General features: G+C 58.6%; 24 protein-coding genes. 7 read left to right on the top strand and 17 right to left on the bottom strand.

The features are described from left to right. The first annotated feature begins 46 nt into the window (after positions 1-46). On the top strand, positions 47-937 hold the full coding sequence (locus WA845_RS04020; protein WP_004439376.1) for a LysR family transcriptional regulator: 891 nt from the start codon (positions 47-49) through the stop codon (positions 935-937). Here the strand turns inward: WA845_RS04020 and WA845_RS04015 are convergent, their stop codons facing one another. The 4 genes from WA845_RS04015 to WA845_RS04000 all read right to left on the bottom strand — a co-directional run bounded on the left by WA845_RS04015 (position 938) and on the right by WA845_RS04000 (position 3,983). After that, positions 938-1,381 carry a GNAT family N-acetyltransferase gene (locus WA845_RS04015; protein WP_006699727.1) on the bottom strand — a complete coding sequence of 148 codons (444 nt, stop codon included), beginning with the start codon at positions 1,379-1,381 and terminating at the stop codon, positions 938-940. Beyond that, positions 1,382-2,332 (bottom strand): aldo/keto reductase, encoded by a 951-nt coding sequence (locus WA845_RS04010; RefSeq protein ID WP_112556013.1) that lies wholly within the window; start codon positions 2,330-2,332, stop codon positions 1,382-1,384. It lies immediately after the preceding gene. 107 nt (positions 2,333-2,439) lie between these two features. Then, positions 2,440-3,423, bottom strand: a complete 984-nt coding sequence (locus WA845_RS04005; protein WP_112556011.1) for a GlxA family transcriptional regulator — start codon at positions 3,421-3,423, stop codon at positions 2,440-2,442. After that, positions 3,423-3,983 carry an isochorismatase family protein gene (locus tag WA845_RS04000; protein ID WP_048902644.1) on the bottom strand — a complete coding sequence of 187 codons (561 nt, stop codon included), beginning with the start codon at positions 3,981-3,983 and terminating at the stop codon, positions 3,423-3,425. The genes WA845_RS04005 and WA845_RS04000 overlap by 1 nt, the downstream gene beginning before the upstream one ends. A 178-nt stretch (positions 3,984-4,161) precedes the next feature. Here WA845_RS04000 and WA845_RS03995 point away from each other — a divergent pair, with 178 nt between their 5' ends. Then, on the top strand, positions 4,162-5,145 hold the full coding sequence (locus tag WA845_RS03995; RefSeq protein ID WP_112556009.1) for a Gfo/Idh/MocA family oxidoreductase: 984 nt from the start codon (positions 4,162-4,164) through the stop codon (positions 5,143-5,145). Here WA845_RS03995 and WA845_RS03990 read toward each other — a convergent pair. Continuing rightward, complete coding sequence (locus tag WA845_RS03990) at positions 5,142-5,513, bottom strand: hypothetical protein (protein WP_112556008.1); 372 nt, start codon at positions 5,511-5,513, stop codon at positions 5,142-5,144. The two genes, WA845_RS03995 and WA845_RS03990, sit on opposite strands and share 4 nt — an antisense overlap. Positions 5,514-5,525: 12 nt before the next feature. Further along, positions 5,526-5,768, bottom strand: a complete 243-nt coding sequence (locus tag WA845_RS03985) for a hypothetical protein (RefSeq protein WP_037089439.1) — start codon at positions 5,766-5,768, stop codon at positions 5,526-5,528. A 188-nt stretch (positions 5,769-5,956) separates the two neighbouring features. On the opposite strand from WA845_RS03985, the gene xseA reads away from it, so the two are divergent. Next, positions 5,957-7,555 (top strand): exodeoxyribonuclease VII large subunit, encoded by a 1,599-nt coding sequence (gene xseA, locus WA845_RS03980; protein ID WP_112556005.1) that lies wholly within the window; start codon positions 5,957-5,959, stop codon positions 7,553-7,555. Here the strand turns inward: xseA and WA845_RS03975 are convergent, their stop codons facing one another. The 3 genes from WA845_RS03975 to WA845_RS03965 form a co-directional block, all read right to left on the bottom strand. After that, positions 7,556-8,758: an enolase C-terminal domain-like protein gene (locus WA845_RS03975; RefSeq protein WP_112556003.1), complete on the bottom strand. Its 1,203-nt coding sequence runs from the start codon at positions 8,756-8,758 to the stop codon at positions 7,556-7,558. It lies immediately after the preceding gene. 53 nt (positions 8,759-8,811) lie between these two features. Continuing rightward, the gene (locus WA845_RS03970) at positions 8,812-9,519 is read right to left on the bottom strand and encodes a FadR/GntR family transcriptional regulator (RefSeq protein WP_004439405.1); all 708 of its coding nucleotides are present in this window, start codon (positions 9,517-9,519) and stop codon (positions 8,812-8,814) included. Positions 9,520-9,623: 104 nt separating this feature from the next. Beyond that, on the bottom strand, positions 9,624-10,124 hold the full coding sequence (locus tag WA845_RS03965) for a MarR family winged helix-turn-helix transcriptional regulator (protein ID WP_006699719.1): 501 nt from the start codon (positions 10,122-10,124) through the stop codon (positions 9,624-9,626). Positions 10,125-10,205: 81 nt separating this feature from the next. Between WA845_RS03965 and pecM the strand changes: the two genes are divergently transcribed. Beyond that, positions 10,206-11,069, top strand: a complete 864-nt coding sequence (pecM, locus tag WA845_RS03960) for a 4-hydroxybenzaldehyde efflux transporter PecM (protein ID WP_112556001.1) — start codon at positions 10,206-10,208, stop codon at positions 11,067-11,069. A gap of 6 nt (positions 11,070-11,075) precedes the next feature. On the opposite strand, the gene WA845_RS03955 is transcribed toward pecM, so the two are convergent. The 3 genes from WA845_RS03955 to WA845_RS03945 form a co-directional block, all read right to left on the bottom strand. Then, positions 11,076-12,314: an aminopeptidase gene (locus WA845_RS03955; protein WP_035206643.1), complete on the bottom strand. Its 1,239-nt coding sequence runs from the start codon at positions 12,312-12,314 to the stop codon at positions 11,076-11,078. Positions 12,315-12,401: 87 nt separating this feature from the next. Then, positions 12,402-12,878, bottom strand: coding sequence for a Cys-tRNA(Pro) deacylase (gene ybaK, locus WA845_RS03950; RefSeq protein ID WP_004439416.1), 477 nt, complete (start codon positions 12,876-12,878; stop codon positions 12,402-12,404). Between the two features lie 12 nt (positions 12,879-12,890). Further along, positions 12,891-13,238, bottom strand: a complete 348-nt coding sequence (locus tag WA845_RS03945; RefSeq protein WP_004439419.1) for an ArsC family reductase — start codon at positions 13,236-13,238, stop codon at positions 12,891-12,893. A 234-nt stretch (positions 13,239-13,472) separates the two neighbouring features. Here WA845_RS03945 and WA845_RS03940 point away from each other — a divergent pair, with 234 nt between their 5' ends. Continuing rightward, on the top strand, positions 13,473-13,640 hold the full coding sequence (locus tag WA845_RS03940) for a hypothetical protein (RefSeq protein WP_003503889.1): 168 nt from the start codon (positions 13,473-13,475) through the stop codon (positions 13,638-13,640). Between the two features lie 167 nt (positions 13,641-13,807). Here WA845_RS03940 and WA845_RS03935 read toward each other — a convergent pair whose 3' ends face one another. Beyond that, complete coding sequence (locus WA845_RS03935; RefSeq protein WP_112555999.1) at positions 13,808-14,524, bottom strand: 2'-5' RNA ligase family protein; 717 nt, start codon at positions 14,522-14,524, stop codon at positions 13,808-13,810. Positions 14,525-14,924: 400 nt separating this feature from the next. Here WA845_RS03935 and WA845_RS03930 point away from each other — a divergent pair, with 400 nt between their 5' ends. Both WA845_RS03930 and WA845_RS03925 read left to right on the top strand, forming a co-directional pair. Beyond that, a complete protein-coding gene (locus WA845_RS03930; protein ID WP_022555470.1) occupies positions 14,925-15,503 on the top strand; it encodes a TetR/AcrR family transcriptional regulator in 579 nt (192 codons plus the stop codon). A 139-nt stretch (positions 15,504-15,642) separates the two neighbouring features. Then, positions 15,643-16,131 carry a hypothetical protein gene (locus WA845_RS03925; RefSeq protein WP_006699713.1) on the top strand — a complete coding sequence of 163 codons (489 nt, stop codon included), beginning with the start codon at positions 15,643-15,645 and terminating at the stop codon, positions 16,129-16,131. A gap of 70 nt (positions 16,132-16,201) precedes the next feature. On the opposite strand, the gene guaA is transcribed toward WA845_RS03925, so the two are convergent. From guaA to WA845_RS03905, 4 genes are all read right to left on the bottom strand, one after another. Further along, complete coding sequence (gene guaA, locus WA845_RS03920; protein WP_022555471.1) at positions 16,202-17,779, bottom strand: glutamine-hydrolyzing GMP synthase; 1,578 nt, start codon at positions 17,777-17,779, stop codon at positions 16,202-16,204. An 82-nt stretch (positions 17,780-17,861) separates the two neighbouring features. Further along, positions 17,862-18,500, bottom strand: a complete 639-nt coding sequence (locus WA845_RS03915) for a 5'-methylthioadenosine/S-adenosylhomocysteine nucleosidase (protein ID WP_004439434.1) — start codon at positions 18,498-18,500, stop codon at positions 17,862-17,864. Then, a complete protein-coding gene (locus WA845_RS03910) occupies positions 18,497-18,946 on the bottom strand; it encodes a PaaI family thioesterase (protein ID WP_003520131.1) in 450 nt (149 codons plus the stop codon). The genes WA845_RS03915 and WA845_RS03910 overlap by 4 nt, the downstream gene beginning before the upstream one ends. 133 nt (positions 18,947-19,079) lie before the next feature. Continuing rightward, positions 19,080-19,532, bottom strand: a complete 453-nt coding sequence (locus WA845_RS03905) for a TspO/MBR family protein (RefSeq protein WP_035206657.1) — start codon at positions 19,530-19,532, stop codon at positions 19,080-19,082. Positions 19,533-19,546: the final 14 nt, after the last annotated feature.

The following is a 19,546-nucleotide window of genomic DNA, read 5'->3' as shown; positions in this document are numbered from 1 at the left end:
AAATAATCACTGCAAATCCGCGTGGGTTGTTCTATAATTTAGAACAATGAACCGTGTGCAACTCTCCCAACTGGCCGTTCTCTCCGCCGTTGCCGAAGGCCGGAGCTTTCGCAAGGCGGCTGCCGAACTCGGTATTGCCCCTTCCGCCGTTAGCCATGCGGTCTCGTCGCTGGAGGCGAGCCTGGGCCTGCGGCTACTTCACCGTACCACCCGCAGCGTTTCTCCGACAGAGGAGGGAAAGCGGCTTCTCGAAACCTTGGGTCCGGCGCTTGCCGATATCGACGCCGTCATCGATACCCTTGCCGAACAGGGCGGTCGCCCCGCAGGTCCTTTGCGCATCACTCTCCCCAGACTTGCCGCTGAAGATCTTATTGTGCCCCGGCTGGGGGAATTCCTGCGGCTCTATCCCGAAATCTCCCTCGAAATTTCGACCGATGATCGCTTTGAAGATATTGTCGCAAAAGGTTTCGATGCCGGGCTTCGTCTCGGGGAACATCTCGATGCAGATATGATCGCCGTGAAAGCGAGCGGGGCCTGGCGTGGCGCGATTGTCGGCGCACCGTCCTATTTTGCGGAAAATCCGCCTCCCCGTGATCCGAGGGACCTCATCCGGCATCGCTGCATCCGCCGGCGTTTTGCGAGTGGATTGATCTATCGCTGGGAGCTGGAGAAAAATGGCAAAGCGCTTGTGGTCGACGTTCAGGGGCCGCTGATCCTGTCGGACCAGAGTCTCATTCGCCGGGCGGCGATAGACGGTGCAGGGCTTGCCTTCGTTTTTGAACAGCGTGTCGAAGACGATATAAGGGAGGGCAGGCTGATCCGCGTTCTCGAGGATTGGTGCGCGCCGTTTGATGGATTTTACATCTATTACCCCTCGCGCCGGCAGATGCGTCCGGCGCTGAGGGCCTTCGTGGATTTCTTCCGCTTCCGGGGGTGATCAGAAGGTGATGCGATAGCGGATATGGCCGTCGCTTTTCACGTAGCTGTCGTAGAGCTTCTGGGCGCGGTGATTGTCCTCACCGGTGTTCCAGTAAAGCCTGGACCAGCCCTTTTCCTTGCAGATAGCGATAAGGTCATCCATCAGCGCCCGGCCCGTCCCCTTACCGCGGATTTCGCCATCGACAAAAAGGTCTTCCAGATAGCAGTCAGGCGTTTTCACCCAAGTGGAATCATGGAAGTGGTGAATGGCGAAACCGGCCATGCGGTCGCCAAGCATTGCCACCCGCATCGAAACGCGGGAGGCGGGGTCGAGAATGCGCTCCCAGGTATGGTCGGTTACCTCGTCGGCAAGATCGACATCGTAAAAGGCGAGATAGTCGTTCCATAGGCGCAGCCATTCCGCCCGGTCAGCCGGCTGCGCATCGCGAATTACAAGCTCCATTTATGCACCCGCCTTGTCGAGAAGCGTTATCATCTCATCCGTCAAGGTCAACTCAACGGCGCGTTTGAAGCTTTCGAGCTGGGACAGGCTGGTGGCGCTGGCGATGGGCGCGGTTATCGCCTTCTTTCTCAACAGCCAGGCCAATGCAATATCTGCAAGCTTGGCCCCCGTTTCGACTGCCACCGCATCCATGGCCCCCAAGACGGCAAGGCCACGGGCATTGACATATTCGCCCACGCGATAGCTGCGGGCGACGCCCTCTGTATCGGCCTTGGCACGATATTTCCCGGTCAGAAAGCCGGCCGCTAGGCTGTAATAATTGATGACGCCAATCTCTTCCTTCTGGCAAAGCTCGGCAAGCGGGCCTTCGAAATCCTTGCGGTTATAGAGGTTGTATTCCGGCTGCAGCACGTCGTAACGCGGAAGATTATTTTTTTCTGCCGTGTCCAGCGCATCCTGAAGCTGGCTCGCGGAATAGTTGGAGCAGCCTATGGCGCGAATTTTTCCCTGTTCCTTCAGTTTTGCGAAGGCGGCAAGTGTTTCTTCCAGCGGCACGTCGGCATCCGGCTTATGCGCGAGGTAAAGGTCGATATAATCAGTCTGAAGCCGCTTCAGCGAAGCTTCGACGGCTTCGGCGATCCACTTGGCACTGAGACCGGTCTTCTGGCCGCGATTGTCGAAACCTACCTTGGTGACGATCACCGCGTCCTCGCGCCTGACGCCGGATTGTTTCAGCCACTTGCCGATGATGGCCTCGGATTCACCGCCCACATGCCCATCCACCCAGGCGGAATAGACATCCGCCGTGTCGATGGCGTTGAACCCCGCATCAAAAAAGGCGTCAAGCAGGGCAAAGGACGTCTTTTCATCCGCTGTCCAGCCAAACACGTTGCCGCCGAAGACGATGGGCGCGATGGAGAGGCCGGTGCGGCCGAGGCTTCGATTTTCCACGGGGAATGCTCCTGTTGCTGTCTTATCGCAAGGTTAGCAACTGCCCGCCGGCATAACCATTCAATTCCTTTGATGGCAATCATCAGGCTGCGGGAGGTCCGAGATTATCAGGCGTGAAAGCCGCGATAGTGGCTGGGCGGATAACGGTTATGCTGCTGCCAGACCCGTCGCAAATGCCGCGCGGAGGCAAAACCCGCCCGTTCGGCAATGGCCTCCATATCAAGGCGGCTGTTTGCGAGAATATCACGGGCGAGGTTGACCCGCATCAGGTTGACATAATCGATGACGCTGATGCCGGCATGCTCGCGAAACAGACGTGAGAGATGCCTTTCGCTGAGCGCGGCGATATCCGCTAGCCGCTCCAGCGACCAGTCCTGCGCCGGTTCGGCCATCACGCGGTCCTGCACCCGGTGAATGGCGGGATGGATGTGGTTGCGGCCTGTGAGCCAGGGGGAGATTTGCGGATCGTTACCGCTACGCCTGAGATAAACCACCATGGTTTTGGCGATGCGTGCCGCAACCGCAGGCGATGTCAGCCGGGAGACCACATGCAGCATCAGGTCGATGCCGGTGGAAATACCGGCGCTGGAGAAACGGTTGCCGTCCTCCACGAAAAGGCGGTTTTCGGCCACCTGTGACAATGGCGCAATGCTGCGTAGCCCCTCTATACAGTCGGCATGGGTCGTGCAGTTGCGTCCATCGAAAAGGCCCGCTTCGCCCGCCAGAAGCGCGCCGGAGCAAATGGAAATCACCGTGGTGTCGGGACGCACTGCACGGCGCAGCCATGTCGCCAGCGCCTGCCGCTCACGCTGCGTTCCCGGATCACTGTCGAAGCGTGATGTGCTCCCGGAGATCAGTAGAAGAGCATTTTCCGGCAACGTCGCCGGTAAGCTCTCAAGCCGGGCAAGCGCAAGGCCAATGGAAGTTTGTTGCTCGTCGCTCGCAGCAATGTACCGGCAGTCAAAATGGATGTCGCGCTGTTCCCCGTTGGCATAACGGATCACCTCAAGCGGGCCGGCTATATCGAGCAACAGCGCATGTGGCGGCACAAGCGTATAAAAGGGAATGACGCGGGTGCCGCCCTCATCCATCAGGCGGCCTCTTTGATGGTTGCAAGCACGTCGCTGACAGTTGCGATGCGCGCGAAGCGGCCAGCCAGCACCAGTTCGGTTCGCTTGCGGATATCTTCCGCACTGAAAACGGTGCCGGAAGCATGTGTCATCGGGAAAGTCAGCGTCGCTTCGCTGACGTAGTCGACTTTGTAACCAAGATCGGAAGCGTGCCGGGTCGTGGTTTCGCAGCATTGCTCGGTACGGATGCCGGAGACGATCAATCGGTTGATGCCCTTCTCAGTCAGCCAGATTTCAAGACCGGTGCCGGCAAAGGCCGAATGGCGGTTCTTGTGAAAGGTGACATCTGGGGTAATTCTTACGCCCTCAAGTGCGCGGATGTAACCGCTGTCTTTTGAGAAGGCCTTGTCACCATCGACATGGAGAATCTGCACAACGGGAATACCAGCAGCTTTGGCGCCATCGATGAGCGCCTGCTGCTTCTCAAGATAAAGCGTGAGGCCGCTCTCATCAAAGTAGGGGGCGTGACGAAAGGATTCCTGAACGTCGATGACAAGCAGCGCGGTGTTGGAAGAGGACATTTCACGGTTCTCCGTTGGGTTCATGTCTAGCATCATTTCCCTTTTGATGTACGTATAAAAGCAGCCAGACCGACAATGACCGGACAAATCCGGCCATTCTTTATCAGTCGCGCTGCCGCGGGTTGCCAGAGTGTGTGGCGGTGCTAAGTTTCCAGGAATGACAGAACGGGAGAACGGAATGCTGCGCTTCGGTATAATCTCAACGGCGAAAATCGCTCAGGACCACATTATTCCGGCAATACAGGATGCACAGAACTGTGTGGTCAGCGCCATCGCCAGCCGCGATCCTGCCAAAGCGCGCGCGGTGGCCGATCGCTTTTCAGTGCCCTACGCTTTTGGCTCCTATGAAGAAATGCTGGCTTCTGATGTCATCGATGCGGTTTATATTCCGCTTCCCACTTCGCAGCATGTGGAATGGACCGTCAGGGCGGCTGATGCCGGCAAGCATGTTCTTTGCGAAAAGCCGATTTCATTAAAGGCCGAGGAGATAGACGCCCTTATCGCCGCGCGCGACCGTAACGGCGTTATCGTATCCGAGGCCTTCATGGTGGCCTACGCTCCGGTCTGGGCGAAAGTGAAAGAACTGCTGGCTTCGGGCGCAATTGGTTCGCTGAAACATGTGCAGGGCGCTTTCACCTACTTCAACCGCGATCCCGGTAATATGCGTAATATTCCCGAACTGGGCGGCGGCGCCCTGCCGGATATCGGCGTCTACCCGACGATCGTGACGCGTTTTGCCACCGGTGCGGAACCAAAACGTGTGCAAGCGACCGTCGAACGCGACAGTGAATTCGGCACGGATATCTACGCTAGCGTCAGGGCCGATTTCGGCGGTTTTGAACTGAGCTTCTATCTGGCGACACAACTCGCCTCCCGCCAGCTCATGGTCTTCCATGGCACGGACGGTTACATCGAGGTAAAGTCGCCCTTCAACGCCAATCGGTGGGGTGCGGAAGAGATCGAGTTAACCAATCAGACGCATAACGTCTCGCAAATCTTCCGGTTTCAGGACAGCCGTCAGTACAAGCTGGAAGCGGAGGCCTTTGCCCGTGCGGCGAAAGGTGAGGGCGAGGTCGTCACGTTGGAAAGCTCAAGGAAGAACCAGCTTTTCATCGACGCCATCTACCGGGCGGCGGAAAAGGACGGCTGGGAAACGGTTTAGTCTCGCTCTTGCCGTTGCCTTTGAAGCCGCCAATAGCCGTAAAGCGCCAGCACCAGTGCCGCGAATGATGAAAAGACAAGTGGCACGAGCGGTTGCACCAGGGGGTTGCGCCATTGCAGCAGCGCAAAAAGCCCGACGCTGACAATACGTGAGGTAAAAGTTACGGCGTTCATCAAAAAACCGTTCGGCCTAACTGATGCCTCAGCATTGACCCGGTTCAGCCGCCAGCTTGTTGCGAGCCCCGTTGCCGCGCCGGGCAGGCGGGCGACGAGCGCATCAACGCCGAGATAGAAAATAAGCAGACAGGTAACGATAATGTCGGCGGCCAGCCCGCAAATCTCGGTAAGGGCAAAGCGCGGAAGCCTCAAGGCCGGGGGCTTTTAGAGGGTTGGCTGAGTGGAACGCGGGCGCTGCAGCACGAGAAGGCTGATAACGACACCGACGACACCGAAATTGTAACCGGCGAGTGCCAGAAGCAGCGACATCAGCGGTACGGCCGTGGGAGAAAGTGCGATCGCCACGCCATAGGCACCGATAATCATCATGCAAATGAAAACGATGCCGAAAACCGAACGTAACGCAACTGCGGTTACGCCAAGCACTGTGGCGGTGAGAAAAATCATGATGCCGCCTCCTCTTTGGTTGCCGGGCCTGGGACAGACGTAACGCCGTCTTCCCTAACGAACCCTTGTTTTCTCCTCCATTCCCCATTTTCCTAACTCTGTAGTTGAGGATATGGTTTCATCGCGGTTAAAAAAGCGCTGGCCGGCGCTGGCATTTCCGAATCGACGGCTTTTGGTTACAAACAGGCATGAGCGATATCTTCTCCCACGCCGCATTGAGCAATCTTGCCGAATTCTCGGTCTCCGAACTGTCGGGCTCCATCAAGCGCACGGTGGAGACGGCGTTCGAACAGGTGCGGGTGCGGGGCGAAATTTCTGGTTATCGTGGGCCGCATTCGTCAGGACACGCCTATTTCTCACTGAAGGATGATCGCGCCCGCATCGATGCGGTGATCTGGAAGGGCACCTTCTCGCGGCTGAAATTCCGCCCGGAAGAGGGCATGGAAGTCATCGCCACCGGCAAGATCACCACCTTTCCCGGTTCCTCGAAATACCAGATCGTCATCGAAAACCTTGAGCCCGCCGGCGCCGGCGCGCTGATGGCGCTTTTGGAGGATCGCCGCCGGCGGCTGGCGGCGGAAGGGCTGTTCGATCCGGCCCGCAAGCGCCGCCTGCCTTTCATGCCGCGCGTCATTGGAGTTGTGACCTCGCCGACGGGCGCGGTCATCCGCGATATTCTCCACCGCATTTCGGATCGTTTCCCGGTCCATGTCGTCGTCTGGCCGGTCAAAGTGCAGGGCGAAGGCTCGGGCGAGGAGGTGGCGAACGCCATTCGCGGCTTCAACGCGCTTCAGCCCGGTGGCGAGATTGCCCGCCCCGATGTAATGATCGTTGCGCGCGGCGGCGGCAGCCTCGAAGACCTCTGGAGCTTCAATGACGAAATCGTCGTGCGCGCCGCTGCCGAGAGCGAAATCCCGCTGATTTCCGCCGTCGGACACGAGACCGATACGACATTGATCGATTATGCCGCGGACGTGCGCGCCCCGACGCCGACGGGAGCCGCCGAAATGGCGGTGCCGGTGCGGGCGGAACTCGAAGCGCAGCTTTCGGGCCTTGCTGCCCGTCTTTCGGGCTCGGTATCACGACAGATGGACAATCGCCGTCAAGGTGTGCGGGCGCTGGTGCGCGCGCTGCCTTCGCTCGATCAGCTTCTTGCTTTGCCGCGCCGCCGGTTCGACGAGGCCGCGAGTGGTCTTGGTCGCGGATTGGAAATAACAGCCCTCAACAAGCGCCGTGCCTTCGAACGTTCTGCCTCGGGTCTCAGGCCGGAAACCCTGTTGAACGGTCTCAAACACCACAGGCAGCGGATCACCGAACGCATGCACCGGGCCGAGACCCTGGTGGAACGCCGCCTGTTGCAGGGGCAGGGCCGCGTTGATGCTTTCGATTCCGCGTTGCGTTCGCTCCCCGCCCGACTTCTCGGCCAACTGGAGCGGCAGAAGGAACGCGTCGTCACCGCGTCTCGTCGCGCCGATACCGCCGTGTTGCATCGCATGGCGCAGAACCGTTCCGGTCTCGCCGCCCATGATCGTATCCTGCAATCGCTGTCCTATAAGAACGTGCTGAATCGCGGTTATGCGGTGATCCGCGATGATGAGAACCGGCCGCTGACTCGCGCGGCGGCTATCGCGTCAGGCGCTGTTGTCTCTATGGAATTTGCCGACGGTCGCGTCTCCGCCATCACAACGGGAGAGGGGACGCCGTCCCCGGATACGCCCGTCGCGTTGAAAAAGAAGCCGGTCAAACCGGCTTCTTCGGACCCTGGCAACCAGGGCAGCCTGTTCTGATCAGATCGATGCCGAATCTGAAGAACGGCGGCTGACGGTGAAGGTCTTTTCGATATCGGGATGCAGCTCCATGCCGAGGCCAGCGCCTGGCGGCACGGTGATCATGCCGTTCTTCACTTCCGGCAATGCGGTCACGAGATCGCGATACCAGGTCTTGTAGAAGGCACGCACGCTTTCCTGCACCAGCGCATTCGGCGCATTGAGCGACAGATGTGTGGAGGCGCAGAGCACCACCGGCCCGGTGCAATCATGCGGGGCGACCGGCAGATGCCAGGCTTCCGCCATCGAGGCAATCTTGCGCGCTTCGGAAATCCCGCCGCACCAGCTGATATCAAGCATCACCACACCGGCAGCACCTGTCTCGAGCAGGTCGCGGAAGGCCCAGCGGGAGCCCAGCGTTTCGGACGCGGAAATCGGTGCGGGCGAAACGGCGGCATACCGCGTCAGGCTGGAAAGGCTGTCCATCTTGATCGGGTCTTCATGCCAGAAGGTCTGGTATGGCGTGAGCGCCTTGGCGATCTGCATGGCGGGCAGAAGCTGCCACATGGAGTGAAACTCCACCATGATATCCATCTTGTCGCCCACCGCTTTGCGGATTTTTTCAAACGGCTCAAGCGCAGTCTTCAGGTCCGGCATCGAGATATATTGCCCGCGCGTCTTCTCCGCCGCTGCATCGAAAGGCCAGATCTTCATGGCCGTGATGCCGTCTTCCAGCAGCGAATGGGCAAGCTCGTCCGCGCGATGCAGGAAGCCGTTCAGATCGTCATAATCCTTGCCACCGGAGAGGCCGTAATTGGCCGTCTGCTGGCCGGTGGCTTTCTTGATATATTCCGTGCCCGCGCAGGTATTGTAGGTACGGATTTCCTTGCGGCTGAAACCACCGAGCAGCTGGGCTATCGGCTGGTTGGTGGCCTTGCCGAAAATATCCCAAAGCGCAATATCGAATGCCGAATTGCCGCGCACTTCCGCACCGGATGAGCGGAAGCCGAGATAACCGACGAGATCCTGCGCCAGAAGGTCGATCTGCAGCGGATCGCGGCCGATGACCCTGGGTGCAATATATTCATGCACATAGGTCTCCACCGTCTCGGCGCCATAAAAGGTTTCGCCAAGCCCGGTAATGCCTTCATCCGTATGGACCAGAACCCAGAGCAGGTTTGCCCGTTCCGCCACGCGGACGGTCTCGAGTTTGGTGATTTTCATGAAGTGTCTCCTCCAGAGGCAGTCAGTTTCCGTCTGGGACTGCGTTGAAAAAATCAGGCGATGCCGGCCGCCAGAAGCGCGTGAACGCTTTCATCGAAATGACGCGCCATCAGCGTTGAAGCGGTTTGCGGGTCACCGGCGGCAATGGCCTGTCCGATGGCGATGTGAAGTTCGCCTGCAGCATGTCGCTGTGCATCGGATGTGCGGCTTTTCCAGCCGATCGGCCACGTCTGGCGCGTCACATTCTGAAAGGCGCCGAGAATGAGTTCGAAAACCGGGTTCTTGGAGGCTCTTGCAACAGCAAGGTGAAACGCCAGATCATGTTCCATGACCTTGTCATTGTCGCCAAAGTCCCGCTCCATGTTGTTGGCATGGTCGAGAATGGTGAGCGCTTCCGCATCCGTTCTTCTGAGCGCCGCGAGCGTCACGGTTCTGACCTCGATCGTGCGGCGCACATCGTAGATCTGCTGGATATTGATCTGTTCGGTGTGAATGCCGTGTTCGAACATCAATGACATCGCACCATGATCCAGCGTCGCTACCGTAGCGCGTTTGCCGGCGCTGACATCGATCAGCCGCATGGCCGATAGGGACCGGAAGGCCTCACGGACGACGGTGCGGGAAACGCCGAGCTGCTGCGAGAGCGAAAGTTCGCTGGGGAGCTTTGCGCCGGGCGCAAGTTCGTTTTCGCGGATATGACGGGTGATCGCGCCGATCGTGCTGCTGACGAGACCGGATTCATGCGAAATGGCACTTAACATTTTTCCTCCAACCTGTAGTACAGGTTTACGGAAAATTGCTTACAGGATTTTTCGGCGCGAAACAAGCGGCATCACGGAGCATTATGTTTGCCAGGCGGAAATGCCTACGCTTCGAAATCCCGCAAGAACCGTTTCAACAGCTGGTTCAGCGTCGTGCGCTCTTCCTCGCTCAGACTGGAGACCAGGCGCTGCTGGTTCTCGACATGTGCACCGACCGCTTCCTCGACAATGGAAAATCCCGGTTGTGTTAGCGATATCAAGACGCTGCGCCGGTCGTCGGGATTATGTATGCGCTTCACAAACCCAGCTTTTTCGAGCTGGTCGATGCGGTTGGTCATGGTGCCGGAGCTTACCATTGTCATCGCCAGCAGATCGCCGGGGGAAAGCCGGTAGGGTGATCCGGAACGCCGTAATGTCGCGAGAACATCGAAAGCGGAGGAGGAAAGTCCGTGCTTCAGCAGCACGGTCTCCACCTCTCGCGCTAGATGGGTGGTGAGACGGTTCAGGCGCCCCAGCAGCGCCATGGGTTCGACATCGAGATCGGGCCGCTCCCTGCGCCATTGCGCCAGAATGTGATCGACGCGGTCAAGTGGTTCTTTGCTCATCATCAAGGCATAACAATTAGTATCTTGACGTCAAGATAAAATCACTTAGGGTGCATTTGTCTTGATATAGAGATTCTTGAAATGAAGAAAAATACAGCCTATGCCGCCGATGTGCTGACGACTTCTCTTGCTCCCGCTATTTGGGGCACGACCTATTTCGTCACCACCGAGCTTTTGCCTCATGGATACCCTCTGCATGTCGCCATGCTGCGCGCATTGCCGGCTGGCGTGTTGCTGCTGCTTTTCGTGAGAAAACTGCCAAACGGTATCTGGTGGCCGCGCAGCCTCATTCTGGGGGCACTGAATTTCTCGTTCTTCTGGGCGATGCTTTTCGTTTCGGCCTATCGGCTGCCCGGCGGCGTGGCGGCAACGGTGGGCGCGGTCCAGCCCCTGATCGTGATTGGCCTTTCCCGGCTGTTTCTCGCGACACCGGTCCGGCCGCTGGCTATCGCGGCCGGTTTTCTGGGTATTGTCGGTGTGGCGCTTCTGGTTCTGGCGCCGGGGGCTGCGATGGATGGTATCGGCGTGGCGGCAGGCCTTGCCGGTGCCGTGTCCATGGCTTTTGGAACAGTGCTGACCCGCAAATGGCGTCCGCCGGTGTCGAACCTGACGTTTACCGCCTGGCAACTGACAGCCGGTGGTATCCTGCTGCTGCCGGTCGCGTATTTTTTTGAACCCGCACTGCCGACGCCGACGGCCGCCAATATTCTCGGCATGGCCTATCTGGGTCTTATCGGCGCTGCCTTGACCTATTTTCTGTGGTTCCGCGGACTTGCCCGCATCGAACCTTCCGCCGCCGCATCGCTTGGTTTTCTAAGCCCGGTCGTTGCAACCCTGCTCGGCTGGCTGACGCTCGGCCAAAGCCTCACGCCAGCGCAGATCGCAGGTTTCGTTGCGGTGCTCTTCAGCATCTGGCTCAGTCAGCGCAGCCAGTTGCCGAGATAGGTGTCGTCAGGCCCATTCGCCCTTGCGCATGACAGGAACCGTGGAGCCATCCGGCCTCACGCCATCGATATCCACCTTGTCGGAACCGATCATCCAGTCGATGTGGATCAGGCTGGAATTGCCGCCCTGCGCCTTGATCTGATCCTGCGACAGCGACGCGCCGTCGAGGAAGCATTTCGAATAGCACTGACCGAGCGCGATGTGGCACGAGGCATTTTCATCGAACAGCGTGTTGTAGAACAGGATGCCGCTTGCCGAAATCGGCGAGGAATGCGGCACCAGCGCCACTTCACCGAGGCGCCGCGCGCCTTCGTCAGTGTCGAGTACCTTGTTCAATACAGCTTCGCCCTTCGAAGCCTTGGCTTCGACGATACGTCCACCCTCGAACTTCACCTGGATATCGTCGATCAACGTTCCCTGATGCGACAGGGGCTTGGTGCTGGAGACGTAACCGTCGACCCGCAACGCGTGCGGTGTCGTGAACACTTCTTCGGTCGGGATATTGGGGTTGCAGGTGACCCCATTCTTGGCGGTGGAGGCGCCGCCATGCCATTCGTGGCCGTCCGCCAAGCCGATCTTCACATCCGTGCCAGGGCCGGTGAAATGCAGTGAAGCGAAACGTTCGCCATTCAGCCACGCCGAGCGCTTGGCAAGGTTGGCATTGTGCTCAGCCCATGCGGCGACCGGATCAGCCAGATCCACCCGCGAAGCAGCGAAGATGGCGTCGGCAAGCCTGCGGACCGCTTCGTCTTCCGTCACGTCGGGAAACACCTGCTTTGCCCAGGAGGGGTTCGGATAGGAGATGATGTTCCAGTTGATGTCGAAGTTGGAAATCTTCTCCAGCGCCGGCTTATAGGCGGTGGAGTTTGCTTTATTGGCGCGGGCAACCTTGGCGGGGTCCTGTTCGGCCAGCAGCATGGGGTTATCGCCGGCAATTGCCAGCCGCGCCGCGCCGTTCGAATAGGCCTTTGCCATGCCATCATAAAGCCAGCCGGAAGCCCGGTCGAAATTGGCGTCGCTCGCATGGCGATAGCGGGCAAGCGTGGTTTCTTCGTCGGAGTAAAAGGTGGTAACCAGTCCGCCGCCCGCCATATAGGCATGTTTTGTCAGCAATCGCACCAGCGGCAGCGCTGCCAGCGGCGCGGTAATCACCAGATCCTGATCCTTCTGCAATTGCAGACCGACCTTGATGGCGACTTCGGCCAGTTTTTCGAGTTTGACGGGATCGATGGGGGAAACAGTCATGATCTGCCTTCGTCTATTTCAATCGGAGGCGCCGACCATAGCCCATTCCTCCTGAAAGCCAAACGCTTTCAGGCGCGCCCCTGCGCCTCAATCGGCGACCAGCGGTGCGGCAATGGCCTTCAGTGCCGTTTGGGCATCTCGGGGAGAAAGCCTCACCTGCAAGCCGCGCTGCCCACCATTCATGTAGACATAATCATGCGTCATCGCTTCGGCCTCGATGGCCGTAGGCACCTGCTTCTTCTGCCCGAAAGGGCTGATGCCGCCGACATGGTAACCGGTGGCACGCTCGGCATCGGCAGGTTTCATCATGCTGGCGGATTTGCCTCCGAAAGCGGCCGCAAGCCTCTTCATGCTGACCTCACGATCCGAAGGGACGACGACACAGACCGGCTTGCCGTCCAGCTCCGCCATCAGCGTTTTCAGCACCAGATGCGGTGGCTCGCCGATCGCCTCGGCCGCCTGCAGGCCAATGCGGTCTGCATTCGGGTCGTAATCATAGGTAACGGTGGTGAAGGCGACGCCCGCCTTGTTCAGCATCTGGGTGGCGCGGGTTGTTTTGGACATGGCAGATTGCAGTCACGCAAAAAGAGTCTGGTAGGTTTCAGGCTTGAAACCGACGGTTATCTTGCCCTTCGCCTCCAGCACCGGACGCTTGATCATAGAGGGCTGCTCCAGCATCAGTGCAATGGCCTTCTCGCGGCTCAGGCCAGCCTTCTGGCCGTCATCGAGTTTTTTGAAGGTCGTACCGGCGCGGTTGAGAACCATTTCCCAGCCCGCGGCATCGCACCATGTCTCCAGATGGGCGCGGTCAATGCCCGAGGCCTTGTAGTCATGGAAAGAATAGTCGACGCCATGGGTTTCCAGCCAGCTTCTGGCCTTCTTCATCGTGTCGCAGTTCTTGATGCCGTAAATGATGATCGTCATGCTGCCAGCCTCTTTGTGTTCAAGCTTTCCGGCATAACAAAATATCCGCCTTATTCAACCCGCCGGCTGAGGCGCCCTGCGTCCTTTTGAAGACGCCAAGCCTGAGCCATGCGAAATCGCAATGGCTGATATCCGAACGAGCGCGAGCAAAGCTGCATGGCTTCCCTGCTACATCATGAGTTGTAGAACGGTGCGGAAATGCCCATTATCTGGGCATCAAAGATGGAGAGAAAAATGCGTCAGGTTGCAAAGACATCGCGTAACTTCTTCGGTGAAACTTTCGCCGTTCTCGGTGCAGCGCTCTCGGTTTCGGCCGCTGTTCGCGCGCATCGCAAGCCCGCCCGTGCCGATCTCGAAGCCCTCGGCATCGATGGCAAGGCTTTCGACAAGGTTCAGCTCTAAGCTGGTTATCGTTCCCGGCGAGGCGGCACCGCCTCGCGCGCCAGATACCGGAACACCCGGTTCTCGGCGGGCGCTACAAACTGCGCTTTTGCTGGCGCATCCTCTGCGTCTAACAGCAGTGGGGCAGCTAATGCTAGGCATGTATGCCGTGCTTTTTCACGCAAGCGTTATCGTGCCGCCATCTTGTGCGCCGACCGCTTCTGCGGCCTGAATATTTTTTCCGGCAGATATAATTGACTTTCCGGCTGCTCATAGCGGTCCGCTTTCGCCGAAAGCGGGAAGCGCCCGAGAGATTCGTGCCGCGTCTGTCCATTATGGCTGAAGATGAGTTCGAAGCTGCCCGCCAGCCAGCTATATGGTTTTTCAACAGGCATGATATCGATTTTCCCGCAGCCATAGACCACGGTGAGATGCGGCGTGAACGACGATGCGGCGACAAAGGGCAGATTGGCCCGCCAAAGGGCGCGCTGCACCATCTTCGCCAATGCTCTGAGCTCCAGCATCTCGCGGCGGCTGCTTAGCGCCAGACAGCTGCGATTGCCGAAAAGCGAGCTGCCATCGAATGTAATCGGAACGGGACGCGCCTTTATTTCCGCCAGTGCCGCCTTCAGCCGGTTCGCAAAACCGCGAGGCACGGTGTCGAAACACCCGACGCAAAGGAGGGTGATATGCAGAAGCTCGGCTGGATGGGCCGCCCGCTTCGTCCGCCCGGCGGCATGGCACGATGCATCGGTGAAAATTCTTTCCGCCAAGGCCACCGGCGGCTTCAGCACGATCAAGACCTTGTTGCTAAATCGCGGATTGACCCGTCGCTGCTTCTCCAGATCGAAGCCTTCGAGGAAAAGCTGCCCTAACCCTCCATTATCCGTCAACTCGAAACTCACGACGATGCTCCACGGCCTTTGCTCAAGGCCGCAATATTATCATCGCCGAGGAAAATTGAAAGAACAAAAAGCGAACAAAACTTCATCTGATACGGACTTTCGCTAACGCAATCCGTATAACCCGGCAACTCGGTCTGGGGCAGACGATCTTCCCAGCTGGTCCGCAGGACCAGCAATCCGCTAGCCAAGGTGGCGGGAAGCAGGGCCAACCAAGAAGCCAATGCGAGTGATATGTCGATGGGGCCAGGCAATGACGGGGCAACGGCTGAGGGCATGCCTTTCTTTTATGGTTCTCCGCCTGTGATCGTCGGGGTCGATCCTCGTCCGGATCCCATCGCCGGGGCTTATTCACTGCGAAGAACGTGTTTGACATTCTACCTACTAGTTGGTAGGTAAAAGCATGAAAAGCTCTAAAACCAAAGCCGATGACATTCTCCAGTGCGCCCGGACCCTGATTGTGAGAGGGGGCTATAATAGTTTTAGCTATGCCGATATTTCCCATGTAGTCGGCATTCGCAACGCGAGTATCCATCACCATTTTCCCAGCAAGGCGGACTTGGTCGCGAAACTGGTGTCACAGTACAGGCACGAGGCCGAAGCCGGTATCGCCGCGCTGGAGCAGCACATTCCAGATCCGCTGGAGCAGCTTCGCGCCTATATCGGCTATTGGGAGCGCTGCATCGCCGATGCAACCCATCCCTTCTGCGTCTGTGCGCTGCTTGCCGGCGAAATACCGATTCTTCCCGAAGCGGTCGTTCTCGAGGTGCGTGCGCATTTTCGGAGTCTCTCGGACTGGCTTACAGCCGTGCTGGAGCGCGGCGCTTCCCAGGGGCGCCTTGCACTAACCGGCACAGCGCGGGTCAATGCTGAGATGTTCATGGCCACCGTGCACGGCGCAATGCTCTCAGCGCGCGCACATGGCGATGCCACAAGCTTTGGCGCCATAACCCGCCCGATGCTGGAGCGCATCACCGCTTGAACTGCATCTTGCGAGGGGCGTCGACGCATGACCCAAACGAGACCGACCGATCAACTAATGACGCTGCTCTGGCAGACATGCCGGCGACAATCTGCGTTCCGGACCACCCCATCTTTCAGGAAGAGAAAGGCAATTTCGCATGTTCGGTATTTCTTCGCTTGGCTGGATCCACACGCTCGGCAGTCTGCCCGCCATTCCCGCGGCCATTTTCATGTTTACCCGTTACGGTCGCATCGTCCCCCGATCCACGCCCGGGGCAATCTACTTTGTGTCCATGCTGATTGGCGCTGCAACTGTCTTTCTTGTGGCGCATCAGCCAATCAGCTACGTCGTTGGCGTCCTGACCATCCTGTTCCTGCTTGCAGGCTACGGTATCGAACGCGTTCTGGGTTCAACGCGTATCGCCAGATATATTGAAACCATCTGTCTCAGCATTACCGCGTTTCTGTTGATGGTCCCGACGGTGAGTGAAATTCTGCGCCGTGTTCCCGACGGTCATCCGATAGTGACAGACCTGAAATCGCCGCTGCTTCTCGGCGCCCAGGCAGGATTGCTGGCGATCCTCGTGGTCGGCCTGACTGCCCAGATGATCTATCTCATCCGACAAAACAAAAACGCCGCGAACTAGTCGCGGCGTCGTCTTTCTTCCTTAGATACGGTGGCGTTGCGGCAGCAACCTCACCGTATCGAGTATGGTCCTATTCCCATTCGATCGTGCCGGGCGGCTTGCTCGTGACATCGTAGACGACACGGTTAATGCCGCGCACTTCGTTGATGATGCGGGTTGCCGCACGGCCGAGGAAGTTCATGTCGTAGGGATAGAAATCCGCAGTCATGCCGTCCACCGAGGTCACCGCGCGCAGCGCACAGACGAAGTCATAGGTTCGGTAGTCGCCCATGACGCCAACAGTCTGGACCGGCAGCAGCACGGCGAAAGCCTGCCAGATGGTGTCGTAAAGACCGGCCTTGCGGATCTCGTCGAGATAGATCGCATCCGCTTTACGCAGAATATCGAGCTTTTCACGGGTAATCGCACCGGGGCATCGGATCGCAAGACCCGGACCGGGGAAGGGATGGCGGCCGATGAAGCTTTCCGGCAGGCCGAGTTCGCGGCCAAGAGCGCGCACTTCATCCTTGAAGAGTTCACGCAGCGGCTCGACGAGCTGCATGTTCATGCGCTCGGGAAGACCGCCGACATTATGGTGGCTCTTGATGGTCACCGAAGGGCCACCGGAGAAGGAGACACTTTCGATGACGTCGGGGTAGAGCGTGCCCTGCGCGAGGAAGTTCGGAGCACCCTTGCCATCGGCGGCAATCTTGGCCGCTTCGGCCTCGAAAACCTCGATGAACAGACGGCCGATGGTCTTGCGCTTCACTTCCGGATCGGAAACGCCGGAGAGTTCGCCGAGGAACAGGTCGGATGCGTCCACATGAACAAGCGGAATATTGTAGTGGTCGCGGAACATGCCGACGACCTGTTCGCTTTCCCCAAGCCGCATCAGCCCATGATCGACGTAAACGCAGGTCAGCTGGTCGCCGATAGCCTCATGAATGAGAATAGCTGCAACCGAAGAATCGACGCCGCCTGAAAGTGCACAGAGCACCCGGCCGGTGCCGACCTGCTCGCGGATCTTGCGGATCATCTCGGCGCGATAGGCCGCCATCGTCCAGTCGGATTTCAGACCAACGATCTTGTGCACGAAGTTTGACAGCAGCTTGCCGCCATCGGGCGTATGCACCACTTCCGGATGGAACATGGTGGAGTAATAGTGGCGCTTCTCGTCCGCTGCGATGGCGAACGGTGCGTTTTCGGAGGTTGCGATGACCTCGAAACCTTCCGGCAGCTTCGTCACGCGGTCGCCATGGCTCATCCACACCGGGTAGCTTTTGCCCTGCTCCCAGAAGCCTTCGAACAGCGGGCTAGCCTTCTTGATGTCGATATCGGCGCGGCCGAATTCCGCCGCATGGCCGCCCTCGACAACGCCGCCGAGCTGTGTGCACAGTGTCTGCTGGCCATAGCAGATGCCGAGGATCGGTACCTTGCTGTCGAACACTGCCTGCGGCGCGCGCGGGCTTCCTTCCGCCGTGACAGATGCGGGGCCGCCGGAGAAGATCACGCCCTTGGGCTGAAGTTTCTCAAACGCCTCTGCGGCATTCTGGAACGGGTGGATTTCGCAATAGACCCCGGCTTCGCGGATGCGGCGCGCAATCAGCTGCGTCACCTGGCTGCCGAAATCGATGATGAGAATGCTGTCGGGATGGGCTATCTGGGTCATGGCGAGCCTTTAAAGAAAATGGCGGCTTTAGGCAACCCGGAAGCGGGTGGCAAACGGTAGAAAATCGCGAAAATCGCAAGGTTCAGAGGGCTATCGCGCCGTCTTCGATAGCGCGACAGAGCCGGTCAACGGCATCCGCCAGTTTTTCGTCGATGATGTGCAGATACTCGGTCCAGTCATTCACGTGTTTCACATCGGCCTTGCCGTCGGAAATACCGCGCAGGCCAATCAGCGGTAAACCGAAACGCTGGCATGCTCTTAAAACTGCATATGTCTCCATTTCCACCATATCGGCGTCGATCAGCCCATAGGCCTCGCCTGAAACGACGTTGGCGCCGGTGGAAAGCCGCGCCCCGGCAACATCGGGTATCCGCAATGGCAAGGCCACCTCCGCCGGCAGGTCGAGAAACGGTGTGCAACCCTTCGCAAAACCGAAGGGAGAGGCATCCATGTCACGATAAGAAACCGACACCGCCTGGTAGATTGCGGTCTGTTCGAGCGTGCGGGAACCGGCGGAGCCGAGCGAAACGACGAGGTCTGGCAGATGGCCCGCCGTATCGAGACCGGCAAGAGCGGTCGTGACCGCAATAGCCGCTTCGACCGGTCCAACACCGGTCATCAGCGGTGTGATGCGTGCCTGCAGGTGGGGACCGTATTCGGCGGAAGCCGCCATGACGAAGAGGATTGATTTATCCGCGACATGCATAGGCCGGTAGCTCATCCGGTAATATCCTCGCGTCCTTTCACCACCATCATCGTGCCCGTCATTGAGGCGATCAGCTTTGCCGGCCCATCGGACAGGGCATAGGCGCGGCCATCGGCGACGATAAGATTATTGCCTGGCTTGATGATCTCGCCGCGAAACAGAAACCGCTCGCCGCGTCCCGGCGACATGAGGTTCACCTTGAACTCGATGGTCAGCAGCGAGGCTTCCGGCTCAATGATCGTATAGGCGGCATAGGTGCAGGCGGTATCCAGACCGGCGGCGATGACACCCGCATGCAGTATGCCGTGCTGCTGCGTCAGCTTTTCATGAAAAGGGAGTTCGATTTCCACCAGCCGGTGTTCGATACGGCTGATTTCGGCGTTAATCGCCTGAACCACGCCCTGCCGCGCAAAGCTTCTTTCTATCCGCTGACGAAAATCGCCGGGATCAGTGATCTCCATGGCCTGCCTGCCTGCTTCTGCCTCATCGCAAACTGACATGGCGCGGGGCGGCAGGCAAGACAAGGGCGATGCGGCAAATTAGAGAAATTAGGAAAAATCCAGCGCGCTTTTCCTTTGGAAATGCGCAAGCACTTTAGTTAAGCATGCCGATGCTTGCGTTGAGCACCGTCGCAAAGGCGACCCACACGGCATAGGGTACGAAAAGCCACATTGATATGCGGTCACGACGATAGGAAAGCGCTATAAAGGCAAGAATGCTGATCAGCATCGGGATGATGACAATCAATGCGCCAGCCGGACTCTGCATGCCGAAAAAGATCGGCGACCACAGAAAGTTCAGTACCATCTGGGTGAACCAGAGCCGCATGCGCGTTCCCATCGGCTTGCGAATCCATGTCCGCGCGCCAGCAACGCCGATCAGCACGTAAAGCGCGGTCCAGACAGGCCCGAAAATCCAGTTGGGCGGATTGAAGAAAGGCTTCTGCAGCGATTGATACCATTCGCCGGGCACATTGTTGACGCCGATCAACGCCCCTACGGCAACAACGACAACCACAAAGACAATATAGATCGCAAGATTTCTCATGATCGGTCCAATGC

This window comes from Agrobacterium sp. CMT1 (assembly GCF_037203725.1).
Lineage (GTDB): Bacteria > Pseudomonadota > Alphaproteobacteria > Rhizobiales > Rhizobiaceae > Agrobacterium > Agrobacterium pusense.
Note: the sequence above shows the minus strand (reverse complement) of the source record. Positions and strands in the feature narration are given on the sequence as shown.

Bases quoted from the DNA above. Each gene is read 5' to 3' on its own strand.
- guaA (WP_022555471.1), bottom strand. From the start codon at position 17,779: ATGACCCAGATAGCCCATCCCGACAGCATTCTCATCATCGATTTCGGC.
- WA845_RS04015 (WP_006699727.1), bottom strand. From the start codon at position 1,381: ATGGAGCTTGTAATTCGCGATGCGCAGCCGGCTGACCGGGCGGAATGG.
- WA845_RS04020 (WP_004439376.1), top strand. From the start codon at position 47: ATGAACCGTGTGCAACTCTCCCAACTGGCCGTTCTCTCCGCCGTTGCC.
- WA845_RS03970 (WP_004439405.1), bottom strand. From the start codon at position 9,519: ATGTTAAGTGCCATTTCGCATGAATCCGGTCTCGTCAGCAGCACGATC.
- WA845_RS03975 (WP_112556003.1), bottom strand. From the start codon at position 8,758: ATGAAAATCACCAAACTCGAGACCGTCCGCGTGGCGGAACGGGCAAAC.
- WA845_RS03995 (WP_112556009.1), top strand. From the start codon at position 4,162: ATGCTGCGCTTCGGTATAATCTCAACGGCGAAAATCGCTCAGGACCAC.
- WA845_RS03940 (WP_003503889.1), top strand. From the start codon at position 13,473: ATGCGTCAGGTTGCAAAGACATCGCGTAACTTCTTCGGTGAAACTTTC.
- WA845_RS03925 (WP_006699713.1), top strand. From the start codon at position 15,643: ATGTTCGGTATTTCTTCGCTTGGCTGGATCCACACGCTCGGCAGTCTG.
- xseA (WP_112556005.1), top strand. From the start codon at position 5,957: ATGAGCGATATCTTCTCCCACGCCGCATTGAGCAATCTTGCCGAATTC.
- WA845_RS04005 (WP_112556011.1), bottom strand. From the start codon at position 3,423: ATGGATGAGGGCGGCACCCGCGTCATTCCCTTTTATACGCTTGTGCCG.
- WA845_RS03915 (WP_004439434.1), bottom strand. From the start codon at position 18,500: ATGAGCTACCGGCCTATGCATGTCGCGGATAAATCAATCCTCTTCGTC.
- ybaK (WP_004439416.1), bottom strand. From the start codon at position 12,878: ATGTCCAAAACAACCCGCGCCACCCAGATGCTGAACAAGGCGGGCGTC.
- WA845_RS03955 (WP_035206643.1), bottom strand. From the start codon at position 12,314: ATGACTGTTTCCCCCATCGATCCCGTCAAACTCGAAAAACTGGCCGAA.
- WA845_RS03945 (WP_004439419.1), bottom strand. From the start codon at position 13,238: ATGACGATCATCATTTACGGCATCAAGAACTGCGACACGATGAAGAAG.
- WA845_RS03905 (WP_035206657.1), bottom strand. From the start codon at position 19,532: ATGAGAAATCTTGCGATCTATATTGTCTTTGTGGTTGTCGTTGTTGCC.
- WA845_RS04000 (WP_048902644.1), bottom strand. From the start codon at position 3,983: ATGTCCTCTTCCAACACCGCGCTGCTTGTCATCGACGTTCAGGAATCC.
- WA845_RS03985 (WP_037089439.1), bottom strand. From the start codon at position 5,768: ATGATTTTTCTCACCGCCACAGTGCTTGGCGTAACCGCAGTTGCGTTA.
- WA845_RS03930 (WP_022555470.1), top strand. From the start codon at position 14,925: ATGAAAAGCTCTAAAACCAAAGCCGATGACATTCTCCAGTGCGCCCGG.
- WA845_RS03965 (WP_006699719.1), bottom strand. From the start codon at position 10,124: ATGAGCAAAGAACCACTTGACCGCGTCGATCACATTCTGGCGCAATGG.
- pecM (WP_112556001.1), top strand. From the start codon at position 10,206: ATGAAGAAAAATACAGCCTATGCCGCCGATGTGCTGACGACTTCTCTT.
- WA845_RS03910 (WP_003520131.1), bottom strand. From the start codon at position 18,946: ATGGAGATCACTGATCCCGGCGATTTTCGTCAGCGGATAGAAAGAAGC.